At 60.6% G+C, this 20,128-nt stretch carries 24 protein-coding genes; all 24 read right to left on the reverse strand.

Features of this window, described 5'->3' with window-relative positions; genetic code table 11:
* Nucleotides 1–54: 54 nt before the first annotated feature.
* From F2P46_RS25520 to F2P46_RS25635, 24 genes are read right to left on the reverse strand one after another with little or no spacing between them, the layout of a single operon-like run.
* Entirely contained in the window at nucleotides 55–321 is a 267-nt protein-coding gene (locus F2P46_RS25520; protein ID WP_166895500.1) for a hypothetical protein, read from the reverse strand.
* Nucleotides 318–572, reverse strand: a complete 255-nt coding sequence (locus F2P46_RS25525) for a hypothetical protein (RefSeq protein ID WP_166895545.1) — start codon at nucleotides 570–572, stop codon at nucleotides 318–320. The genes F2P46_RS25520 and F2P46_RS25525 overlap by 4 nt, the downstream gene beginning before the upstream one ends.
* Before the next feature lie 13 nt (nucleotides 573–585).
* Nucleotides 586–906 (reverse strand): hypothetical protein, encoded by a 321-nt coding sequence (locus F2P46_RS25530; RefSeq protein ID WP_166895547.1) that lies wholly within the window; start codon nucleotides 904–906, stop codon nucleotides 586–588.
* Nucleotides 907–951: 45 nt separating this feature from the next.
* Complete coding sequence (locus F2P46_RS25535) at nucleotides 952–3,789, reverse strand: conjugal transfer protein TraG N-terminal domain-containing protein (RefSeq protein WP_166895548.1); 2,838 nt, start codon at nucleotides 3,787–3,789, stop codon at nucleotides 952–954.
* A 12-nt stretch (nucleotides 3,790–3,801) separates the two neighbouring features.
* Nucleotides 3,802–5,199, reverse strand: coding sequence for a conjugal transfer protein TraH (locus tag F2P46_RS25540; RefSeq protein ID WP_166895550.1), 1,398 nt, complete (start codon nucleotides 5,197–5,199; stop codon nucleotides 3,802–3,804).
* Between the two features lie 2 nt (nucleotides 5,200–5,201).
* Nucleotides 5,202–6,008, reverse strand: a complete 807-nt coding sequence (gene traF, locus F2P46_RS25545) for a conjugal transfer protein TraF (RefSeq protein WP_166895552.1) — start codon at nucleotides 6,006–6,008, stop codon at nucleotides 5,202–5,204.
* Complete coding sequence (locus F2P46_RS25550) at nucleotides 6,008–6,364, reverse strand: hypothetical protein (RefSeq protein WP_166895554.1); 357 nt, start codon at nucleotides 6,362–6,364, stop codon at nucleotides 6,008–6,010. Before F2P46_RS25550 ends, traF begins: the two co-directional genes overlap by 1 nt.
* A gap of 10 nt (nucleotides 6,365–6,374) precedes the next feature.
* The gene (gene traN / locus F2P46_RS25555; protein WP_166895556.1) at nucleotides 6,375–7,454 is read right to left on the reverse strand and encodes a conjugal transfer protein TraN; all 1,080 of its coding nucleotides are present in this window, start codon (nucleotides 7,452–7,454) and stop codon (nucleotides 6,375–6,377) included.
* A gap of 9 nt (nucleotides 7,455–7,463) precedes the next feature.
* Nucleotides 7,464–8,453 carry a hypothetical protein gene (locus F2P46_RS25560; protein ID WP_166895558.1) on the reverse strand — a complete coding sequence of 330 codons (990 nt, stop codon included), beginning with the start codon at nucleotides 8,451–8,453 and terminating at the stop codon, nucleotides 7,464–7,466.
* A complete protein-coding gene (trbC, locus tag F2P46_RS25565) occupies nucleotides 8,450–9,145 on the reverse strand; it encodes a type-F conjugative transfer system pilin assembly protein TrbC (RefSeq protein WP_166895560.1) in 696 nt (231 codons plus the stop codon). The genes F2P46_RS25560 and trbC overlap by 4 nt, the downstream gene beginning before the upstream one ends.
* A 32-nt stretch (nucleotides 9,146–9,177) precedes the next feature.
* A complete protein-coding gene (traU, locus tag F2P46_RS25570; protein ID WP_166895562.1) occupies nucleotides 9,178–10,242 on the reverse strand; it encodes a conjugal transfer pilus assembly protein TraU in 1,065 nt (354 codons plus the stop codon).
* Complete coding sequence (gene traW / locus F2P46_RS25575; RefSeq protein WP_166895564.1) at nucleotides 10,226–10,849, reverse strand: type-F conjugative transfer system protein TraW; 624 nt, start codon at nucleotides 10,847–10,849, stop codon at nucleotides 10,226–10,228. Before traW ends, traU begins: the two co-directional genes overlap by 17 nt.
* Complete coding sequence (locus F2P46_RS25580) at nucleotides 10,836–11,354, reverse strand: S26 family signal peptidase (protein ID WP_166895566.1); 519 nt, start codon at nucleotides 11,352–11,354, stop codon at nucleotides 10,836–10,838. Before F2P46_RS25580 ends, traW begins: the two co-directional genes overlap by 14 nt.
* A 7-nt stretch (nucleotides 11,355–11,361) precedes the next feature.
* On the reverse strand, nucleotides 11,362–11,769 hold the full coding sequence (locus F2P46_RS25585; RefSeq protein WP_166895568.1) for a TrbI F-type domain-containing protein: 408 nt from the start codon (nucleotides 11,767–11,769) through the stop codon (nucleotides 11,362–11,364).
* Nucleotides 11,766–14,372, reverse strand: coding sequence for a type IV secretion system protein TraC (gene traC / locus F2P46_RS25590; RefSeq protein ID WP_166895570.1), 2,607 nt, complete (start codon nucleotides 14,370–14,372; stop codon nucleotides 11,766–11,768). The genes F2P46_RS25585 and traC overlap by 4 nt, the downstream gene beginning before the upstream one ends.
* Nucleotides 14,369–14,950, reverse strand: a complete 582-nt coding sequence (locus tag F2P46_RS25595) for a TraV family lipoprotein (RefSeq protein ID WP_166895572.1) — start codon at nucleotides 14,948–14,950, stop codon at nucleotides 14,369–14,371. The genes traC and F2P46_RS25595 overlap by 4 nt, the downstream gene beginning before the upstream one ends.
* A 14-nt stretch (nucleotides 14,951–14,964) precedes the next feature.
* Nucleotides 14,965–15,747 carry a DsbC family protein gene (locus F2P46_RS25600; RefSeq protein ID WP_166895574.1) on the reverse strand — a complete coding sequence of 261 codons (783 nt, stop codon included), beginning with the start codon at nucleotides 15,745–15,747 and terminating at the stop codon, nucleotides 14,965–14,967.
* Nucleotides 15,725–16,999 (reverse strand): TrbI/VirB10 family protein, encoded by a 1,275-nt coding sequence (locus tag F2P46_RS25605; protein ID WP_166895576.1) that lies wholly within the window; start codon nucleotides 16,997–16,999, stop codon nucleotides 15,725–15,727. The genes F2P46_RS25600 and F2P46_RS25605 overlap by 23 nt, the downstream gene beginning before the upstream one ends.
* Nucleotides 16,992–17,747: a type-F conjugative transfer system secretin TraK gene (locus F2P46_RS25610; RefSeq protein WP_166895578.1), complete on the reverse strand. Its 756-nt coding sequence runs from the start codon at nucleotides 17,745–17,747 to the stop codon at nucleotides 16,992–16,994. The genes F2P46_RS25605 and F2P46_RS25610 overlap by 8 nt, the downstream gene beginning before the upstream one ends.
* On the reverse strand, nucleotides 17,704–18,282 hold the full coding sequence (locus tag F2P46_RS25615) for a TraE/TraK family type IV conjugative transfer system protein (protein ID WP_166895580.1): 579 nt from the start codon (nucleotides 18,280–18,282) through the stop codon (nucleotides 17,704–17,706). The genes F2P46_RS25610 and F2P46_RS25615 overlap by 44 nt, the downstream gene beginning before the upstream one ends.
* A 3-nt stretch (nucleotides 18,283–18,285) precedes the next feature.
* Nucleotides 18,286–18,570 carry a type IV conjugative transfer system protein TraL gene (gene traL, locus F2P46_RS25620; RefSeq protein ID WP_166895582.1) on the reverse strand — a complete coding sequence of 95 codons (285 nt, stop codon included), beginning with the start codon at nucleotides 18,568–18,570 and terminating at the stop codon, nucleotides 18,286–18,288.
* A 10-nt stretch (nucleotides 18,571–18,580) separates the two neighbouring features.
* Complete coding sequence (gene traA, locus F2P46_RS25625; protein ID WP_166895584.1) at nucleotides 18,581–18,904, reverse strand: TraA family conjugative transfer protein; 324 nt, start codon at nucleotides 18,902–18,904, stop codon at nucleotides 18,581–18,583.
* The gene (locus tag F2P46_RS25630; RefSeq protein WP_166895586.1) at nucleotides 18,901–19,512 is read right to left on the reverse strand and encodes a hypothetical protein; all 612 of its coding nucleotides are present in this window, start codon (nucleotides 19,510–19,512) and stop codon (nucleotides 18,901–18,903) included. The genes traA and F2P46_RS25630 overlap by 4 nt, the downstream gene beginning before the upstream one ends.
* A complete protein-coding gene (locus F2P46_RS25635) occupies nucleotides 19,476–19,973 on the reverse strand; it encodes a lytic transglycosylase domain-containing protein (RefSeq protein WP_166895588.1) in 498 nt (165 codons plus the stop codon). Before F2P46_RS25635 ends, F2P46_RS25630 begins: the two co-directional genes overlap by 37 nt.
* Nucleotides 19,974–20,128 lie beyond the last annotated feature (155 nt).

Consider the following 20,128-nt stretch of genomic DNA (forward strand, 5'->3'; position numbering starts at 1 on the left):
AAGTGAGATCGGCACGGGACAGAATTCGCAATAAAAGTTTTGACCGCAGCACGTCTAGTGAATGATGCGGATGTTTGCTCCTAGGACGCGTCGACTTTCCTCCAGAACCGGCTCGACGGCACCATCAGTAGCCGCCTGCCGGCAGCAGCTCAGGACAGCGTCAGCGCGGCGGTCGAGCAACGCGGCAAGTAGGGTTGAGTCATTGGCGGCGTAGACGGCGTCCCTCTGCAACGCCGCCATCAGGGCATGCTTCAACCAGTTGGACGCGGCCGGATCGCTCAGCACTTCTTCGATCAGGGGCAGGCGGTCGAATTGATTCATGGCGTTCTCCTGAGTTGCAAAATGTGAACGCTTGCAGGCTTGTTACGCTGAGCGTCGCGCGCCTGGACGTCCTCGATCCACTGAAGTATCTGGTTTGACGTGACCTGTTCGCTACTTGGATACTCGGTGGCCAGCCATTGGAAAACTTCCATAGCCGCCTCACGGACAGCAGGCGGCAGTATTTCCAGCAAAATACAAAGGCACTGTTCCTGCGCGCACGGCGACAGGTTCCATAATTGTTCGTGTGTCATTCAACGTTCCTTCTCAAAATCGAATTCTTCGGGCTCGATAGACCAACAAGGGTCTGCCGGTGCCGGCACACCGGCAGAGATCGCCCACCGGAGAGCCGCAGTGATCTGTGACGATGTGGCCAGTTGCGCCGACATGGTCGAGCGCGTCGGCCAGTTCCGGATCACTGACGCCAGCTGAGGCTAGATACATCTCAATGCTCATTCCATGACGCCGTAGAACTGCCTCGGCCTGCTGGCGTCGCCGGCGTTCCTCGTCGCGCTCGATCGCAGCAAGTATCCTCAGACAGCCAAGCGTCAACATCACACCAATTGCGATAAACCCCAGTTCATTCATACGGCGGCTCCCAAGAGCAGCAGGTGCTAATCGGTAATCCCACGCCTATTTCTTCGGCGGGGTATCGTTCTTGTTGAAAAGGCTTTTATGGGCTCTGTCCTGCAGCTCAGCCGCAGTGTTCTTTGCGGGTTGCTCGCTTTCACCGGGGGTCATCCCGGGGCCCATCTTGGAACGCTCAAGCGTATTCTCCGCACGTGCGCGGCCAGCCGAAACCTGCGGGTCTATCTCGCCGGTTGCCTTGTCGATGCCAGCCCTAGTGACCTTGTCAGCCGCTTCAACGCGTTCGCCGACATTGTTGTGGACTTCAGGCTGCTCGTACCCGCCTCTGCGGACCGATCCTTGATAGCTACGATAGGCACCGGCCGTCGCATCGCCCGGCGCTCCAAGGCGCTTCGTTTCGCCCGCGATCGTCCTATCAGCGAGCTCGGGGGAGCCCTGCTGCACATCTTGGATCTTGGACGAAATTGGCGGCATGCTCGGCATAGCATCGAAGTTTGTTTCGGCAAGGTAGCGCGCAGCCATGCTGGCGGCACGTTCCGGATTGGTCTGGTAAAGCATGTTGAATGCATCGAGCTTGCCGTCCTCATGCAATCGATTCGCCAAGTAGCCCTCGTAGTTCATGGACGAATGCAGCCAGTTCTCGGAAACTGTGCGCGCTTGGTTGGACAATGTGAATGCCTCAGACTGTGCGACTTCCGCGTTGCGTGTATGTTGGGTCGCCTTTGTGAGGGCCGCCTCTTGACCCCTCACGGACTCGGAGCGGTTTTGCTCACCCCACTGATACGCCTCGGACGATCGGAAGTCGCTTGATAAAGCTTGGTCGGACGTCACGTTGCTGCTGCGCAGTTGGTCCCTTGCATAACCCATGGCAGTCTCGAACGTCTTCTGTTTAGAAGCATCGTTGACCCTGCTGGCTTCCACGCCAGCCTTCCCGGCGACAAATTTGGCGTCGAATTTGACCGCACCTCCCATCGACAAGGTTCCGACGATTTTCTGTCCCACGCTCGAACTAGCTGCCAAGCCGAGCCGCTCGTTGACGTTCTCCGCGATCTGCTGCAGTTGCGAGACGGCCTGGCCAGAGCGGGAGCCGCGGCTCGCGTCTTGCAAGCTGTTGGTGCCGTGCTGGTTGGAGTACGCTTTTAGAATGCCCATGCGCTCGACCAGCGCAGCGGTCTTCATCTGGGTAGCCGCAGCAGTTTCACGGCCCGCAACTTCCTGGCGTTCGGCCGCCTCGGTGCTCAGGGCATTGCCGATTTTCTGACCGAAGTTTGCATTGAAACCGAGCGAACTCTGGTTGGCTTGGTAGCGATACGTTCCATCTGCACCGCTGATCGATGAACCTGCCGCATTCGTTACCCTGGTGAAACCGGAGGTCACTGATGGCGCTGTGTCGTACTTGTTCGCGTTGACCGTGTTCGTCGCCGTTGTGTCGGCCGAGACGTTGCCCTGGTTGATGTTACCGGAGGCAATTTGGTTCGCTGCACCACTACCGGCCCCGGACGCAGGCGCCATCACTGCGCTGAAGAGGGCTGCTCCGCCTACCTCTCCGCCTTTTACCAAAGCCCAGGCGATCAGCGGTATCGAGAGTGTTAGATATCCAGCGATTGCCGACTCGGACAGACCACGCTGACTCAACTGTCCGATATTGACCAAGGTGACTGCGGCCGCCGAAGTGGACGACTCGGCGATTCCAACCAAGCCATGCCGTGAGGCGCTCGTCATCGCGAAATTGAGGACGGCGTACAACGGCGGGATCAGCTGAATCCACACAAGCGACATCACATAGCCTTTGAACACTTTGCCCGCATGCTCGCCGGCGACAATCAAGAGGAGGACGACCAGCGGGAATACTGCGTAGCAGATCAGTTCGACGACATTGCGGATCACGGGACCTGCCCGCTCAGCAACCCTGGCCATCGTCAGGTAGTTCGTGTTAGCCGTCATTTCGGCCTGAGCCTGTGCGGCCCCGATAATGGCCGAGCTGGCTGAGTCGAGGCGCTGCGCCGACACCATCTGCGAATCGCGCACAGAATTCAGCGACATGTTCTGCCTTAGCATCGCGGTCGCCGACTGGGATATATTCGTCAACTGGGCGTACGAATTAGATATCTGCGAGCCAAGCAGGGCGGCAGCGGCGACATTCGAGGGTGCGCCGGGATTGAGGGCGCGGCCACGGGCCTGCATGGTTGCCGTCATCTCGACGGACCAACGGTTGGAGAGGTCGGTGTAGGCGTCCGAGCACAGCATGCTGCCGGTGGGCGCAGTCGAGACGGGAGTGCTCAGGGTGTTGGACGTGTTGCCCATCATCGTCCAAACGTCGTCGGAGCGCGCAAAGTCGTCCTGCGAGATCCGGCCGGCGATCATGTCGTAGTAGGTGCAGCTGTTGATGAATTTGGCGAGATCGTCCCGGAAAGCAGGGTTGGTCGGTGTGGCCTGGAGCGAGTCGACAAGGATAGTATTGCCGAACATCATGCCGTTCTTCTGAAACTGGAGATCATCCGGCAGGGCGAATACGGTTTCAAACGCCCTGGTCAGAGCGTCGCCAACGTGGGAGGTAACCGATGCGAAGAATGCGAGACCTACGGGCACGTTGGAGCGAACGGTGGGCGGAGCGGACCCGGTTCGGTCGATGAGGACAACATCAGCCTTTGGGACCAGCAGGACCGTATGTACCAGTACAACGATGATCAACCAGCGGAAAAATTCAAAAGGCTCCTGGGACTTGTTGACGGCGAGCCCCGCTATGAAGACCAAGAAGCTCAGTATGGCCACAATTCTAAACATGTCCATGAAATCGCCGCTGCCAGCGATCGCGGCGATTCCGTCGAACAGCGTCGACAATTGGTCAACGTTGAAGTAGGCGTACACGGTAAAGGAAGACATGGGAAACTCCGGTTACCTGCCTGCGGATGCGAAGCGAAGGTTGCCGGCTAAATTAGCCGGCAGGTTGGCGATCAGATTGCGCTCCATGTAGATAATCTCGTCGGCAATCTTATTCACCGACTCGACCTTTCCATAGGCAGCGCGTAACTCTTCTCGGGCGTCGACTCTCAGACGCTCGACATTGGCCGACATCGCTTTCATGTCGTCCTGCGCCATCGCTGGTGCGTTGGACGCCGCCTGGGAATACGCCTGCTTGATCTGATGCGTGGCTTGGACGATGTACTGGTAGGCATACTCGGCGGCAATCAGGTCCGCGTACTTGCCGATCCAGATGGTATCGAGGCCGACGTTCGGCGCCGCTGTTGACACAGCAAGAGCCTTGTAGACCGGCAGACCGGTGACGTTGATAAAACTGATCTCGTCAGGGGTCAGCTTGGTGTTGGTCTTGAACTTCTCGGCAATAGCCAGGAGCCGAGTCTCGACTTTCTTGGCGTAGGGAGTCACGGCCAGCTCACCGTCTGCTAACACAACGCACTTGTCAGCGTCGTTGCTGTCAGCACATGTGTAGACAGGAATCTTTCCGTTCTCGTTTCCGCGGATGAACTGCCTTATCGTTATGGCCTTCGGTTCCTTGTACAGCGGCTGGACATTTGCAGGCTCGGTCGGGGAGATAATGGTGGTGCCCGACAACGCCATCAGGATTTGCCGGTCTTCGACGTCGAGGCCAGGTAGCTTGGCGAGAGCGCGCCAGGCGAGGTTGCCTGGCTGGACTTGTTCTTTGGCGGCGGCGTCCGTGACGGCAGAGACAGCCTGGTTGACCTTAGCGTTGTCGCCCTGGACTGCGGCGCGCGCCTCACTATGATCGGAGAAAAGGCCGGTGACAGGAGCCGTAACCTTTGCGAAATACTGCGATGTGCGCTGCCAGTCGCCGCCGGCGCCGCGCGCCACAGCTTCCCCGGCTTCACAGGAATTGATGTTCATGCCGTTCAAGTCCTGCGCGGTCTGCTGAAGCTCGGTAAGCGTCTTGTTGATTTGCGGACTGATCGAGTCGAGCGCCAGCTTGAAAGCGTAGGACACGGCACTCGACCCGATATTTTTCATCATGCTTACCAGCTCGGACTTCGAGATAAACGAGAATGACCCCGCATAGAGGTCGATGCCGCCGCACCCCATCTTGAGGCTGGGCAGGGCCACGCTGGCGGGATGGTAGTTGCGTTGGGGCACTCGCATGAACAGATTTCCCCCGGTGACGATGTTCCTGCTTTGGGCGCGGTATGCGCCTGGACCGGTGACGTTGCCGAACGCGCCCATGTCGTCGAAGAGCTGCTGCATGCCGTTGTCGCCGGCGTCAGCCGTCTGGCAGAGCAGGGCGGCCGCCACGGCGCTGGTAATGAGTTTCTTTGCCATCATGACTAATACTCCTGTCCGGGTTGGGTTGAGGTGAGGACGTACACGCGGTTGACCAGCTCGTCGAGCGACATCACGCCATAGCCGACGGGCTGGATCCGTCCGCTGCGCTTATCGGCAAGGAAAACGGCAGGCACTGTGCTGACGTTGAAGTTCTGCGACATCCCGTTGTCGAGCTTCGCGTTCGGGAACGCGGCGATGGTGCCGCCGTCGAGCGAGACCGGAAATACCTCGACGCCGTACTGACGCTGGTACATCTTCAGGATCGGCGCGAGCTGGTGGCAGTAGGTGCAATTGCCGCGAAAAAAGAAGAACATGCCGTGCGTCTTGGCTAGCTGGTCGGACGCCGTCGCCTTCTTGCCGTCGCGTTGCTGGTCATACGAGGCCAGGGCCATGGCGTTGGTCGGACGGCTGCGCAGGCTGTAGTCGAGTTCCGGCGTGGTCCAGACAGTGCGGCGGAAAACGTCGGAGAAGCTGCTCGCGCGGTCCATCGCGTACTGCTGCAGGAACAGGTATTCCTTGACTGCTTCCGGGGACTGTTTCTCGACCGCGAGGGCGAGCAGGCGCTCGATCTCGGCGCCGAGTTCCTTGTTGGTGAGCTGCTGGTAAGCCTTTTTCACCCTTGGCTGCTGTTCGGGCTTGTCCGACTTGGGGGGCTTCGGCGATGCGTACCAGAGAAAGCCGCGGTCCGGGTCGTGCCACGTGGAGCCGCCCCAGTAGGTCGGAGCCGGGGCAGGGGTGGTATCGGCGGCTTGGGCCGTCAGGGCCATAACCGCAGCCGCGGCAACAGCGAATTTCGCTATGGGTTTCATTAGTCCCTCCGTTTGAGATTGGCTGGCGGATGGCCGTCGGCGCAAATGTTCATTTGGGTCGACCAGCTGTACGGCACGGGAAGTGCGGTACCTGGCAACAGCGCGGCTTCCTGGGTGAAGTCCAGCTGCACCCGGGCGCAGCCCGGCTGGTCGAACCGGTATATGCGCTTGACCGCCAGCGTTAGCGGGCCCGTGGCATTGAGCCTCTTGCGGGTTTCCTCGGCGACCGGCCCGTCCACACGCCCTGTAGCCTGGCCGTCCTCGAGCGCCTGGCGGACCATGCTTTGCGGCTCGGCGGCGTGGGCAGGCTGGAGCGAAAGAGCGGTGATGGCCGCGAGCATCGATAGGATCTTCATAGACGCACCTTTAATTGTTGAAATACGAGTTGACCTTGTTGACGGCGTTGTTCAAGATCGCGTTCTCGTCGGGGCCCTTCGGCTTGATGTCGTCGTAAAAGTCGCTGAAGTCGATTGCCGAAAAATCGAGACCCTGGAACTGGTTGATCGAGATCCCCTGGCAGCTTGGTTTTTCTGGCGTGCCCCAGGTGAAGCCCGGATACTGCGTGCGTGCGGCCATATTGATGATCTTGGCGATCTTGCTGTTGAAGCAGCAGTAGGTTTCCTTGTGCTGGACGCAGATCTTGGCAAACAGGAGATTAATCTTCTTGGAGCAATACTCGCCGACGTAATGACATAGTCGGTGGTCGCGCTTGACGGTCACGAGCTTTTCCTCGTTGTCGCACTGGAGCATCTGCTGCACGACCATCACGGCGATGGACAGCGCGAACGTCGTGGGATCGAATCCAAGCGCTAGCGTGGACTTCATGCCGGCGCCGTTGAGCACGTCGAGCACGTAGGCGCTGCCTCCGGTCAGGGCAAGATTGGTCAGGCCGTTGACCGGCGCGTTGGCACCCTTGCAGCAGTTTTTGAGCACGCTTTTCGAGCAGCGGTTGTCCTGGCCCTTGAACAGCTGGAAAGTGCTCTCGTCAACGTACACCCCGGCTTCGCGCGCCGCCTCCATGGCGGTCACGGCCTTTGCGAAGTCGGGGTCGGGCACGCTGCCGGTGTCGAAGCAATTACCCTCGACACAGAATTGCTGCGATCCGCAGTCGACGTTGCTCGAACTGGTGGCGTCGGCGACCTTGCAGGTGTACTCGCGCTGTTCGGTGATGCATTGGAAGACGCCATTGATCGTGACGCCCTGCTGGCACGCCGTGCTGCCCACGGTGCAGCCCTTTGCAATGGACGAATCACAGGAACTGGTGATGGCGTCCTCGAGGCAGGCGTATTGCGTGGTGTTTTCCCAGCACGCCCTGGTCACCTCCATATTGTCGATCATGACAGTCATCGGGCCGGAGGTGCAGGCAGTGCTGATAATGCCGCACTGCTTTGCGGCGGTCGCGTCGATGCTGAAGGCGAACGCGAAGAGGAAAATGAGTGTGCGCATGGCTGTCACCTAGTTTTGGATCACGGCGCCGTGGGCGTTCAAGTCCGCACACGCGCTATAGTCCCAGTTGTCCACGAAAACGGGTACCTGCACCTTGGCGGTGAAAACGCCTGCAGCGGTAAAGCAGTTCTCGTTGTTGCGCGGCGCGTTGGTGCACGACTCGGTCGGCTGATGTGGCGGATCGACGAGCAACACGTGGGGCGGCGCGGAGCATCCGGTCGCGTTATAACCGTGCTCCGCCTCGGTACCGGTGCAGTCCTTGTAAAGAATGCGGATGTAGACGCCCCCGCCCCATGCACGCGAGGAGCATTGCAGCTCCTCGGTGCGGTAGACATTAGTCAGAGGAATGGTTAGTTGGTCGCCGCGCACCTCGCCGGCGGTACAGCGGCCATAGCGCATGTCAGCGGCGGGCTGATTGGCAAAGCCCTGCCAGGTGTACGTCACGTTGAGCGTGGCCGCGCACTGACCCTCGACAACGGGACGCCCGACCTGGCACCGTTCGGTGTCGTACTTGGCGGGCTGGTTGGTTGTCTGGTTGACGCAGGCCGAGTAATTGCCGGCTAGGCCGCTCGTGCCCGCAGTATGGGCACCGGGCGTGTTGCGGATATTGTTGCTCTTGACTACCAGCGGGTCATTGACCTTGTCGATCACGTACTGCGGACGTGTGGTCGGATTGCCTACCATGTAGTTCACGGTCTCGCATTCCTGGTTCTTGTACGCGTCCGACCCGGGCACATAGGATGCGCAGGCGGTGACCTTGTTCTGGCCCTGATTGATCAGGTTCGAGCCGTACATGCTTTTCAGGTCGTTGGTTGTCGTTGCATCCTGGGCGGGGACGTTGGTCAAGGCACCGGCGTTGATGCTGTTCTTGATGTCCGCGTTCTTGGATTTCTGGGCCTTGCCGTCGGCGAACGCCTCGGCCTGGGTTGCCTGTCCGCTTGCCTCGGAAGCGGCAGCCACCAGCGACACCAACGCTGCACTAAAGATGCGCAGATTCATGGTGCGCTCCGCAGGCGCTTGAGGCGAGTCTCGGCCAGGGCGGCGAAACGGCCGTCGCGCTGCTTGGCCAGGTACTCGAGCGCGTAATCCAGAGTCACGTCGCCCGCCACGCTCGAGAACGTGTTGCGCGGATCGCACTCTTTTCCGCAGGTACTGGTATCGGGCGGTCGGGTCGATATAACAAATGCCGGCACCTGCGCGACGGCGAAGCGCTTGAATACGGTCGGATCGATCTGGAACTGCGCGCCGGGATAGCGCTTGAGGAAATCGGCGACAGTCTCGGCGGTCTTTTTGAGGGAATCGTCCACCATGCCGCGCAGGACCAGTGTGGCGCCGGCCTTGTTGGCCTGCGACGCGAGTCGTTCGATCGACTCGCGCGGCATCGAGAACGAAACCATGATAAACAGGCCTGACTCTTCTGCGGGACCCATGCCTTCGTAGCGTTTGGCGATCGAGGCCGGATCGAGGGCGGGAAGCGCGGTGGGTGCCGACACATCGGGCACTGGCTGGCGGAGCTTTTTCGATTGCTGTTCTGCCTTGCTGATTGCCGCAGCCGAGCGCGGGGCCTGCGTGGCCGCGTGCCGCGCGATGGCGGCGTTGTCCGGCATGCTCGATTGCGCGGCCGCCAGCGAGGCGGCCGCAAGCAGCACAATAGTAACTTTCGCGCGCGAAAGTAGGGTGGGGGAGTTCATGGGTTCACCTGTTCAAGTATGCGAAGGGCGTCTTATTTCTTCCAGCCGTAGATGCGCTCGCAGCAGTTGCGCTTCCGGTACATCATGTAGGCGAAGTCTTCGCCCTTGATGGGGTATTCCTTGCCCGCGCTCCACAGGTGGGTCGTACGGCCCATCGGCTGGCAGCAGCGGTTGTCGGGCCCCTTGCCTTGCGCAGACGGGTACAGCATCGAATACTTGTAGATGCGCTTGTCGAGGACCGGGGCCGGATACATGCCGCACCAACCCGGTATGCCATTGCCGGCGAACGCGAGAAATTCGCGGTGCAGCTTCATCGCGTAGCGCTGGAGGATGAGCGATGAGGCCTGCGGTCCGCTGACATGGGCCTGAACATGCCCGTTCAACGGGAACATCGAGCCCTGGCATCCGCCGCACCATTGCATCAGCGAGAGCGGAAAGCCGATGGTGGCGGCGACGCAGTCCGCAGCGCACGCCGCCTGGGCGGCCGGATTGGCGAACAGGAATACATCGGGACTGAGGATCACAGCCAGTTCGTCATCGTTCCACGACGGGTCCAGCTCGGTGACGTAGGCGATGTCGAAGCCAGCCTGTTCGAGGCAGCTCGTTTCGGACAGCACCTCGAGCCAGTAGAGCACCGGATTGACGTACCAGTGCGCCTGATAGAGCGAAGTGTTGGACGCGCGGCGGCCCTTGTTGCCCTGGCTGACGGACGGATGGGGGACGGACGCGCCATTGCCGATCTTCTTGCCGCCAAGAGATGTGAAGCACCAGGGCGTGCGGGTGACGTCGACCTGGCGCGCCGGCTCCCAGAAGCCGATGCTCACGCCGATCTTGCCAAACGGGAAAACCCCGCACTGGCAGATCGGGGAGCCCACGTTCTCGATGTCCTCCTGTCCCATCTGCAGGATCGTGGTGCTGCCGATCGACAGCGGGAAAATGCATGACCAGCACACGTCCGTGATCGGGTTCATGAACTTGCCGGTGCAGGTGTCGGTCGCGGTGGCCGGCGGCGTGGTCGTCGACTGGGCGCCGGCGAGCGGCACGAGCGAGAGCGACAGTGCGAGCGCTGCGGCGAGGTGCTTAAAGAGCGATTTCATCGATTCTCAACCTTTTTCCTTCCTGGACGACGATCGCTGGAACATGCTTGATCCCGAGCTTGCGGATCAAGGCGCTCTGCTGGTCGAAGTACACGGGCGTATCCCAAAGTTTCATCAGGTCGAAGTAGCTGCCACCAACGAGGATCGGCTTGGCCAGCCCGGCGCGGGAGTCAAGGAAGCGCTTTGCAAATGCCACCTGCGAGGTGTCCCGGGCATCGAAGAAGATCAAGGGGCGCGACAGGCCGACACGGTCGAGAGGATTGATGGTCGTGCCCGCAGCGACGAGGATGCGGCCACGGTCGTCGGCCACGTTCTCGTCGACCACAAAGGTCGGATCGTAGTAGGCGGTCCTGCCCTTCGTCGCCTTCGTCACGGACTGCAGCGGTGCCGGGTTCAGGAGCTTGCGCTCGATCTTTTCGGTCTGCTGCTGCTGGTAGCGCAAGGCCTCGCCGCTGGCCACCTTGGCGGCGACACGCTTCTCGATCCATTCGAGCATGTCGGGCTCCTTGATCGGATACGTCGGCCCGATGCGGCCGTGGTCGATCGCCGACGCGAGCGACGACGCCAGCGCCAAGCCACCCAGCAGGATTAGGTCAGAAAATCGCATACGCTTTTCCTATGACCCGCGACGACTGGATCAGCCCGGTGACGTTGTAGCGGCTGTCCAAGCTGTCGGGATGCGGCGCCTGGGCGTACACGTATCCTTCAGGAATGACACCTTCCTTGATCGGTTCGAGCGGTACGCCGCGCAGGCTCTGGGGCTTGGCGTAGCCAACCGGCTTGCCGTCGATGAATACGGCCCGGTTGGTCACGGAGACCTTTTGCCCGGCGATCCCTGCCACGCGCTTGACGAAGGTCCAGTCGCGGCGGTAGAAGGCGTTGCGCTGCCACTCGAAGGCGACGAAGTCGCCGACGGCGGTTGGCTTCGCGTCGAGCACAACCAGGTAAATCGACTCGGGCAGGCTGTCGGACATGTTGAGCGCGATGCGGTAATGCGCGCCACAATAGGCGAACCCGGCGCCGGCAAGGGCGTAGGCCCACCAGCGCCGACGCGCATGCGTGCCCAGCACGCCGGCAACGAACTTCCATTGATTCAGGGTAGGTATTCTCATGGCGACCTCAGTGCTTGTTCAAGCGGGATAGAAGGGCGGGCGTCAAATCCTCAACTTCGCCTGCCACGACGGCTTCGCGCATGAGCAGGACGCAGCCGCATTCCCTGCTCAGTTCGACTACCTCGGCGTCGAGGCGCTTGCCGAACCCCTGCGCTGCGGCCAGGGTGGCGTCGCGTGTGCGCTGGTCGGCCGTGCCGCTGGCCAGCAGGGATACGGCAGCCTCCTGATTCTTGCGCACGACCGACGCCAAGTCGACCACGGCAAAGCGCGCCTTCGCCTTGCCCGGCACGCGGCCGGTCAGGCTGGCGACGAGAAGGGCCAAGCAGGCGCCGAGCACCACCAGACCAGCCACGATCGCGGCGGACTTCGCGGTTGACCTGGCCGGCACGGCCCCGGCTGTCAAATGTTCGCTCATGCGTCTGCCCTCCCCGCCGCGTGCCGGTCGCGATCCTCCAGCACCGCATTGATGGCATCGGTGACCGACAGGCCGGCATCGCGGTACTCCTGGATGGCGTTCCAGTCGGTCGGGTCGGTGCTGTAGGCCAGCAGGGTGAACGGGTCGATCAGAAGGCGGCCGATGCCGGAGCCCATCGGGGAATTGATGTAAATCTCCGAATACAGACCCTGTTCCGTCTTGACGGACGTGATGAGGCGCTTGGTCGCCTCGTCGAGCTTGAGCTTACCGCCGCGGTCGAGCTGTTCGATCGATTCCTTCTTCTGCTTGAGCAAAAACAGCCAGTCCGAGTTCTCCAGCGCTGCCTGCGCGGCAGAGTTCTTGTAGTAGTCGGCGATCGACTGCGTAAGCGTACCGAACGCGCCAAAATATTTGCGCGCCCTGCGATAGCCCACTTCGATGAACTTTCCTGAATTGGCGCCGTCCATCAAGTCCCAGGCTTCGTCGATGATGCAAACCTTCTTGCGGGCGCGCGACTCTTGGTACATCGACTGCGTGATGCGGAACATCATGATGAACAGGATCACACTCTGGAGATCCTTTTTCGAGTTCAGTTCCTCGAGTTCGAGCACGACCAGATCATTGTCGAAGTTGACGTTGCTCTTTCCCTCGAAATACTTGCCGTACATACCGTTGACGGTGTAAGGAAAGAGCTGGTCGCCGAGGCGTTGCGCAATCGGGTCCTGGTGCGCGGTGAGCCATTCAGCGATGTCGGTGATCGTCATTTGATTCTGCTTCTCGGCCCACTTCGAGACAATTGCCATCTCGATCAATGAACGGTCGTGGTCGGTCAGCGTTCCGGATGGTGAGGCCATTTGCACCACCAGTGGCTTCACCATCTCCATGTCTTCGTCGAAGTCGATGATGTTATCGAATGGGTTCACGCAGATCTGAAAGCCCGGTTTATTGACGAACTCGATGTACTCCCCGTTGTAGCGCCGGCAGATCTTTTCGTAGCTGCGGCCCACGTCAATGATGAACACCTTGGCGCCGACGCCCAGATAACCGCTGGCGATCTCGTTGGCCAGGACGGACTTGCCAGAACCGGACGAGGCCGCCACGGAGAAGTTGTAGTTGCCGCCCTTATTGTCGAACAGGTCGACACCCATGAGTTGGCCGCGCCTGCCGATCAGGTTCAACACAGGTGTCGGAGTCCCCTTCCACTCCCCAATGAGCGGTGCAAGGTTGATCGCGTTCAGAGTTGTCTTGCGGCAGATTAGACCTGTGCGCTTGTAGAAGCGGTGCATGGTAGGCGTGAAGCCGAGCGGCAGCGACGTCAGTATCCCGGGCACCTGCATGTACTGTTGGCTCACCAGATTGAATCCGCGGGAGCGCCAGATCGCCTGCGCCGAGGTCTCGGCGGCGTCGATCTCGCTTGGCGGCGCCATCAGAAGCACCTGATGGTACATGTCGACCTCGCCCATGCCCTCGGCATAGGACCGGTTCACAATGTCCCAATCGCGCTTCTTGTCCTGCATTTCAGGCATGAAACGGGCCATCGGCGACGTCGCGTTTGTCGTTGCGCGCGCGCCCTTCATCTGGGCGATGTTCTTGTGGTCCGATTGATCGAGCACACGAATACCCATCGTGATGACGAAGGGACAGGGGTAGCCCAGCTGGCCCTGGTAAAAATCGCCGATCAGGTGTCCCATCGTCCAAAGCGAAAAATCCTTTGGATAGCCGCTGACGCTATAGAGCCTGCTATGTATTTCACTCGGATCGCCCGGCATGCCGTAACGCAGCGATCGACCGTCGTCAGTCGGCCGGCAGATCGTGTCAGTGTCCACGATTTGACGACGGATGAGCCTACCACTGTCGTAATTCTTCTTGTAATGCGCCGTCCGGCTCAGTACCTTATTCGGGTTGGTCAGTTCGTAGCACCAGTTAATCAGCTCGGTCGGCCCCCAGTTCCAACAATCGAAATTGGCTGCCTTCAGCGTGGCGTGAATCCCGTCGCGCTGGCGGACGAGCGCATCACTGACCTTTACGTCGCGCGGATCGCATGGAATCGCCACCGTCAATACGATGCGAAAGTCGCGGATCAGGAACGGCATGTGCGGCACCAGGCGCTTACGCGTGCCGCGCAGGTAGAACTCGGTGCGCCGGCGGGACATGACCCGGTAGATATTGTCGCTCCGCTTGTCGCCGTCATCGGCCGGGTCGGCCGATGGCGCATTGCGCAACAGCGCAGCGCTCATCATCTTGTCGATGATCCTCGAACCGCCCGACATCGAAATCTGGATGAACGTGCCGCCTGGCGCGCCGCCGACGATGGGCGCGAGGATATTGATCATCTCGACGGTGGCGCCGGTTTGCGGCGAGATCTCGATGCACATGCCCAGCGCCTCGGCTTTTCCCTTGGCGTTGCGCTCCCCTGTATCGAGGACAAACAGGCCATCGACCTCGTGGAATGCGCAGTGCGGCAGCAGCGCCGCGAAGCTCTCCGTGTTGGTAATCTCCCGCATCGCCTTCATTGGCTGCGGTTCATAGGCCTGTTCTTCGCCGCCGCCCATAAAAGAGAACAGCTGCGCAAGGTTGCCTCGAATGGTGGCGGCAATACTCATTTGGATTCCTCCGTGTCGCCTGGCACGACGGTCGCTTCGCGCGCCGACGCCTGCGCGCCCGCGTCGTTGCGAACGCTGGCAAGCGTGCCGGCGGAGGCGGACTGCTCGTTCGAGGGCTGCGCCGCTGACGCCGCGCGGGGCTGGCCGAGCGGGCGCAGGCGGGTCATGGTCTTCCTGACGGTCGACTCGCGGCTGCGCTCGACAAGCCACTTGCCCTGGTCGACCATGACGTACATGTAGTTTTGGTCGTGGAGCGTGTCCTCGTCGTCGCGCCATGGGGCCACCCAGATGCGCAGAACGCGCGCCTGGCTGCGGATTGGCATGCCGGCGGCTGCAAGTGGAAGCGCCGCCCCGCCCGTCGGCATGGCATAGCTGGCCATCGTAGGGCGGGTGCCTGTCTGCAGCGCCGGCAAGTTGCCCTGCTGGGCGTTGGCGTATACGCCGCTCACCGACGTGCAGGTGACGCCATTTGGAGCCTTGCAGGCGAACTTCGAGCCGGAGTCCGTAAAGCCGGTAATCGAACCGCATCCGCTGATAAAGGATACGGCTGCTGCCAGCGTGATAAGGCGTGCGTACATGGAGACCTCCAAGGCTAATTGCGGGACAACCGGCGCTCGAGGCTGGCGGAATCGAGTAAACCCGCTGCCTTGTCGCCGTTGGTGAAGATGATGTAGGGCGTTCCGCCGATCCCGGCCTTGTTGGCCAGCTCGACGTTGCGCTCGATCGGCGCGGCACAGCGCTGCGACTGGGGCGACTTCCCGGTGGCCATGAAGGCCTTCCACGCGCCGGCGCGGTCCTTCGCGCACCAGATCGACTGCGCCACGTCCGCCGCTTCCGGATGAATCGAGCCGATCGGGAATAGGAACGTGTAAATCGTGACGTTGTCTACCTGGCTCAGTTCTTTCTCAAGGTCCCGGCAGTACGGGCAGTGCGGGTCGGAGAACACGGCCAGCTTGCGCTGCCCGTTGCCGCGCACGGTCTTGATGGCGTCCGAGAGAGGCAGGTCGGCAAATATCAGCTTCGGCTTGGCCGCTTCGATCTGCAGATTGACCTGTTCCCTCTTCGCGGCGGTGAGGTCGGTTTGTGTCTGCATGTCGTAGAGGTGGCCGAAGACAAAATGGCGGCCCTCATCGGTTACGTAGGCAACGTTCGCGCCCATCCACACTTCCCACAGCCCGGGGACGGCGCTGCGCTGGATGTCACCGAATTTCGTGTTGGGGTAGCGCTGGGCGAGCATTTGCCTCATGGCCGTCGCGGCTGGATTGGGCGCTGCGGGCGTCGGCGTGCTGCCGGCGAAGGACAGAGCCGGAGCGGCCAGGGCCAGCGCCGCCATTAACTTTCGCGCGCGAAAGTTATTCATCTTGAAGGTCAACATCGACGAGCACTCCTTGTGTAATGACAATATCGACCATGCGGCCGGCATCGACTTCGATAACGGGAAACATTTTTTCAGCCAGATTGATGTAGTACGACGCGAGGCGGTCGAGCGACTTGCCAACCCCAGAGCCGATGCCGGACTGGAATTCCTGGCCGGGCTTGATGCTGGTTGTCGATCCAAGCGGCGAGATTGACTGAATGCTGGAAGAGCGCTCCAAGCCGGTTCCGATGCCCGACACGACGCCTGCCAGCAAGGCATTGCCGAGGACTTGGCCTTGTTTGCTTACAAGGCGCCCCCGCATGCCGGCCTTGCCGTCCTCGCCGACGATATAACCCTTGAGCGGAACGTCCAGCACCTTTCCATCCTTGGAAACGCAGGACAGCGTTTCCGTCCGAATGTAGCCACGCTCGCTGCTCAGATCCCCGTAACCTGCGCCGGTCACAAGGCACTGAGCCCAGTCGTAGCGATAGCGATTGGGAAGCTTGGCCAGATCATGCAGCTGCAGTAGAACCGGATGCGGGTTAGACTGCGCCTGACCGCCGGTCGGGGCATCCAGACCGGCGAGCAAAAGGGCCTGACCGAACATGCCGGGTGGGAGATAGTTCTGGGTGGTCTTGACGGTCTTCTTGGCGCCGCCCTGCTCCGCTTGTCCGGCTGCTGCTGTTTTGAGACCATCGGCTTGGCGCGATGGCGCCACGCGCACCGTCAGGAAGCCGCTTGGCTGAACGGCAGCAGCGCTTTGCGGAGCGGCGGGAACTCCCGGCGCACGCGCTGTCCCGGGCTTCGCTGGTGGAGGCGCGGCTTGGCCGGCCACCGGACTCGCCGGTGTGCCGGCCGGGTAGCCATCCTTCGGCTTCTCTACGCTACGCTCGTATTCAGCCAGGCGCTTGTCCAGTTCCGTGTCGCTCATCTGCTCTGCAGACTTGCCGGAAGGCGCCGCCCCTGTCTTCGTGCCGATCTGGCCCTTGAGGATGCGATTTTCCGCCTCGAGCGAACTAAGCTTCTGTTCCAAATTGTTGAGGCGCGAATCGGACGCGCCTCGCCACGCTTCTTTCGGGTCGACCGCTTCGCCGGGTGCAATGTACGACTTGGTCTGGATGTCGGCCTTGCGTGTGACGCCGAGCGCTGGCTCGCTGCTCGACGTCATGGCTACGCCGACGGCGGCCACGGCGAAGATTCCGGTGATGACGCCCACGGCCATGTAGATTTGCTTGCGCTTGGCGCGCACGGTTGGGGAAATATCATTCATTTTGGGCCTTCTCCCTGATGACATACAGGCGGGTGGAGGCGCCCGGGGCCAGGTTGAGCTGGTCCAAGGCAACTACGCTGACGCCCTTGCGATAGAACTCGCGCTCGTCGAGGACCATTGGGTCCTTCGATACGTTGGCGACCAGGTAACGTTCACCGACGATGTCTCCGGCGACGTACTGGCGTTCGAGTGTCATCGCAGCTTCCTGCCACAAGTCCAGGCGCTGCCCGATTTCCTTGATCTGCATGTCGTCGGGCACCTCGTCGTTCGCCATCGCCGATACCAGGCGCTTGACGGCCTTGTCGTAACTGGTGCTCTTGAAGTCGTTCTTGGCCGCCGCCTGCTTCGCGCGCGGCTCTTTGATAACGATCGAATCAGACGGAGTGTCGACGACCTGCAGGATGAGCGTATAGGTATGACCCGAGTCCGTGGTCAGGAAGCCATTGATAGGCTTGACGGCGCCGGCCTTGTCGCCTCCGGGGATAGACAGGAAGAGCTGGCCAGTCTCGTCATCGGGATCGATCGCCAGTTCGCCGTCCTTGACGCGCAACGACGCCACGCGGCCGCGGTCGATGCTGAGACGCGTCATTTCCTTCTTGCTGACCTTGGCGTAGATCGTCGCTCCGTCACCGGCCTCGATAATCTGGACGGCCAGGGCGTTCGACGAAAACAGGGCGGCCACAAGTGCCATCGCGAGGATGGGCCTATTTCTTCTGCGCAAATGGGTCATTTGGATCAGCCTTTTCATGATTGCCAATGTAAAAGCGGCCGTCCGAATGGACGAACTGCAGGACGTAGGATTCGTTGTTGCGGTACACCTTGTCGGAAATGACCGTCGTGAGGACGCCGGTGAAGACGACGCGGCGGTTTTTCGCGTCGGTCCTGATGCTGCCGGTCGAGAAACTCTGGCTTGCGCCGTCGCGCTTGACGCGCGCGGCGGTAAAGTCGCATTTCTTCTTGTATGCGTCGCGGTCGCGTGGCAACACATATGTGAGGTACTGCTTGCAGGCCTGCCCGACTGTCTCGGGCGTCACGTTCAGTGGAAGCGAGTTGATGAACTGTCCCATTTGCTCGAAGTATTCGGGTGAAGCATCTTCAGAGCTGATCCAGAATGGCCGCTGGATTTCGGGTGGAAGAAAGGCCGTCTTCGTTTCGCCCGTTTGGGCGCGGATCGAGCTGGCCTGAATGAGGATAATTGCAACGCAGGCGGCGACCACCCACTGGAGTTTGCTGTTCTTCCGATTCGCCGCGTCCAGCTGGCCAAAATAGTTATCTGTGTCCATGATTTAACCGATGAATTCGCGCGTTGAGGAAGGTGGCAGCGAGGGGAAGGAAAAGACCCATTCGCTGGGGAGAAACCAGTACATGATGTGAACCACGTAGAACTTGTGCTTGCCGGCCTTCTTCTTGCCGTACCAGCGCACGCCCCATACGCCAACCACCACCCCCAGGAACAGAAACCCGGACAAGATGCCGAAGACCGTGCCGCCCATGAAAATCATGGCCTGGTCGAACTCCCACCACAGCATCTTGGGAGGGGCGTCGTGTTTCGAGGGGATGGGGAAGTCCATGACCGCTCCTTTAGACGGTGGCTGTGAGGATCGACTCGATCAGGCCTGGGCCGAAACCGATGATGAGCGCAAGGACCAGGCCGAAGATGGCCGGCATCGGGTTCTGGCGCGCCGCGGAAAAGCCGGCGCCGATCAGGAAAGCCGCCACGGCAAAGATCTTGCCCAGGTAGCCTTTTGCCCAGCCCACGATCAGGTCGTACGTCGCCTGGAATTCCGTACCTGTGACGCCGGCCTTAGCCGCCGTCATCATGGCGATAACCGACAAGAAAACGAGCGAGGCGATGATGATGGTCTTGCGGTTTGGCAAGACGTTGGGGGAGAGTACAGAATTCACTTTGGTGTTCCTTTCAATTGAACGTCAATGGGATGGGTGAAACGAACCGTGCCCTTACGCTGCTGTGCCTGTTCGGCCTCAGAAACACGTGTGGGTCGGGCTACCTCGCGACGCTCGGTGATCTGAGCGTCTTGAGTTTGTTTCGCCACGATGGCGCGCATCGCTTTGGCGCGCGCGTCCGCGACTTTCTTCTGGCCACCTGTGGGGCCGACGAAGTCGGATCGGGCAATGATTTCAATGTCGCCGCCTGCATACAACGACGCAGCTTCGGCGAGCAACTTTTTATCTACCTTGCTGATGCGAGGCGAATTGAACGGGAACCCGATTTCCAGGGCTATCAGGCGTTTGGGATAGAAGACGTTCGCCTTCGCAGGAAGCGATGCAACGACAGGCATCGGTGTTTTCGCGGTCGGCGAAGGGCACGCACTTTGCTCGCAGTACACGTACCGCGCCGTAGGACCGAAGCCCGCCTGCGTGATCGAAAGTTGCGCGGCCCTAAGCGGCGCGGCCGGCGCCGGTGGCGCCGTTGGCGCAGTGGTGCAGGCGGTCAAGAGCGAGGCCAGGAGCAGAGCTACCGGAGCGCGTTCAGTTGTGAATTGATTTTCCATGCGTATGCAATCCGTTTGTGTTCACTGCGGGCGTTGAAGGCGCCGATCGCGCGCCAGTTGTCGCCGTACTGGCGAACGTTCCTTGCATGAATCCAGGCGCCGACGTGAACGTTGGTGCATGGGTCATACAGGTCCTGCTCGGTAATGCCGAACTGCCGTTGCAGCTTAGGCAACCAGCCGCTGTTGATGCCCATGCAGCCGATGTCGTAAGAGCCATCTGTATTGACAGGGTGGCGCCGAGTGCACATGCCGCTCGACTCCTGCAAGGCGAAAGCGCGCAGCACGTTCGGATTGGCGTGTCCAAAAAGTGCGCTTGCTTCCTCGAAGCACGTCGCGACCCGCTGACCAGCGGAAACGGACGCTGTCAATGACAACGCAAAGGTAGCAACCACTAGATGGCTCAATAACCCGTGTACACCTGCGCGGCCACTTGGGAAGCCTTCTTCACGCATCCAACACATGCTATTTCTCCTATTTCCTACAGGAACCGTATTCGTCGCGCTTTGGTATAACTTGCTTCACACGCTATTTTTCGGCAAGAAAACTTCCGCGTCAAGGAAGAAATCGGATTTATGATTAAAAATAATACAATTAACTTCCGTGTGACGAAAACTGT

It is taken from the genome of Massilia sp. CCM 8734, assembly GCF_011682155.1.
Lineage (GTDB): Bacteria > Pseudomonadota > Gammaproteobacteria > Burkholderiales > Burkholderiaceae_D > Telluria_A > Telluria_A rubra.

What these genes read in the sequence shown, in the direction of transcription:
- F2P46_RS25520 (WP_166895500.1), bottom strand. Translation starts at nt 321, where the DNA reads ATGAATCAATTCGACCGCCTGCCCCTGATCGAAGAAGTGCTGAGCGAT.
- F2P46_RS25525 (WP_166895545.1), bottom strand. Translation starts at nt 572, where the DNA reads ATGACACACGAACAATTATGGAACCTGTCGCCGTGCGCGCAGGAACAG.
- F2P46_RS25530 (WP_166895547.1), bottom strand. Translation starts at nt 906, where the DNA reads ATGAATGAACTGGGGTTTATCGCAATTGGTGTGATGTTGACGCTTGGC.
- F2P46_RS25535 (WP_166895548.1), bottom strand. Translation starts at nt 3,789, where the DNA reads ATGTCTTCCTTTACCGTGTACGCCTACTTCAACGTTGACCAATTGTCG.
- F2P46_RS25540 (WP_166895550.1), bottom strand. Translation starts at nt 5,199, where the DNA reads ATGATGGCAAAGAAACTCATTACCAGCGCCGTGGCGGCCGCCCTGCTC.
- traF (WP_166895552.1), bottom strand. Translation starts at nt 6,008, where the DNA reads ATGAAACCCATAGCGAAATTCGCTGTTGCCGCGGCTGCGGTTATGGCC.
- F2P46_RS25550 (WP_166895554.1), bottom strand. Translation starts at nt 6,364, where the DNA reads ATGAAGATCCTATCGATGCTCGCGGCCATCACCGCTCTTTCGCTCCAG.
- traN (WP_166895556.1), bottom strand. Translation starts at nt 7,454, where the DNA reads ATGCGCACACTCATTTTCCTCTTCGCGTTCGCCTTCAGCATCGACGCG.
- F2P46_RS25560 (WP_166895558.1), bottom strand. Translation starts at nt 8,453, where the DNA reads ATGAATCTGCGCATCTTTAGTGCAGCGTTGGTGTCGCTGGTGGCTGCC.
- trbC (WP_166895560.1), bottom strand. Translation starts at nt 9,145, where the DNA reads ATGAACTCCCCCACCCTACTTTCGCGCGCGAAAGTTACTATTGTGCTG.
- traU (WP_166895562.1), bottom strand. Translation starts at nt 10,242, where the DNA reads ATGAAATCGCTCTTTAAGCACCTCGCCGCAGCGCTCGCACTGTCGCTC.
- traW (WP_166895564.1), bottom strand. Translation starts at nt 10,849, where the DNA reads ATGCGATTTTCTGACCTAATCCTGCTGGGTGGCTTGGCGCTGGCGTCG.
- F2P46_RS25580 (WP_166895566.1), bottom strand. Translation starts at nt 11,354, where the DNA reads ATGAGAATACCTACCCTGAATCAATGGAAGTTCGTTGCCGGCGTGCTG.
- F2P46_RS25585 (WP_166895568.1), bottom strand. Translation starts at nt 11,769, where the DNA reads ATGAGCGAACATTTGACAGCCGGGGCCGTGCCGGCCAGGTCAACCGCG.
- traC (WP_166895570.1), bottom strand. Translation starts at nt 14,372, where the DNA reads ATGAGTATTGCCGCCACCATTCGAGGCAACCTTGCGCAGCTGTTCTCT.
- F2P46_RS25595 (WP_166895572.1), bottom strand. Translation starts at nt 14,950, where the DNA reads ATGTACGCACGCCTTATCACGCTGGCAGCAGCCGTATCCTTTATCAGC.
- F2P46_RS25600 (WP_166895574.1), bottom strand. Translation starts at nt 15,747, where the DNA reads ATGTTGACCTTCAAGATGAATAACTTTCGCGCGCGAAAGTTAATGGCG.
- F2P46_RS25605 (WP_166895576.1), bottom strand. Translation starts at nt 16,999, where the DNA reads ATGAATGATATTTCCCCAACCGTGCGCGCCAAGCGCAAGCAAATCTAC.
- F2P46_RS25610 (WP_166895578.1), bottom strand. Translation starts at nt 17,747, where the DNA reads ATGAAAAGGCTGATCCAAATGACCCATTTGCGCAGAAGAAATAGGCCC.
- F2P46_RS25615 (WP_166895580.1), bottom strand. Translation starts at nt 18,282, where the DNA reads ATGGACACAGATAACTATTTTGGCCAGCTGGACGCGGCGAATCGGAAG.
- traL (WP_166895582.1), bottom strand. Translation starts at nt 18,570, where the DNA reads ATGGACTTCCCCATCCCCTCGAAACACGACGCCCCTCCCAAGATGCTG.
- F2P46_RS25630 (WP_166895586.1), bottom strand. Translation starts at nt 19,512, where the DNA reads ATGGAAAATCAATTCACAACTGAACGCGCTCCGGTAGCTCTGCTCCTG.
- F2P46_RS25635 (WP_166895588.1), bottom strand. Translation starts at nt 19,973, where the DNA reads ATGTGTTGGATGCGTGAAGAAGGCTTCCCAAGTGGCCGCGCAGGTGTA.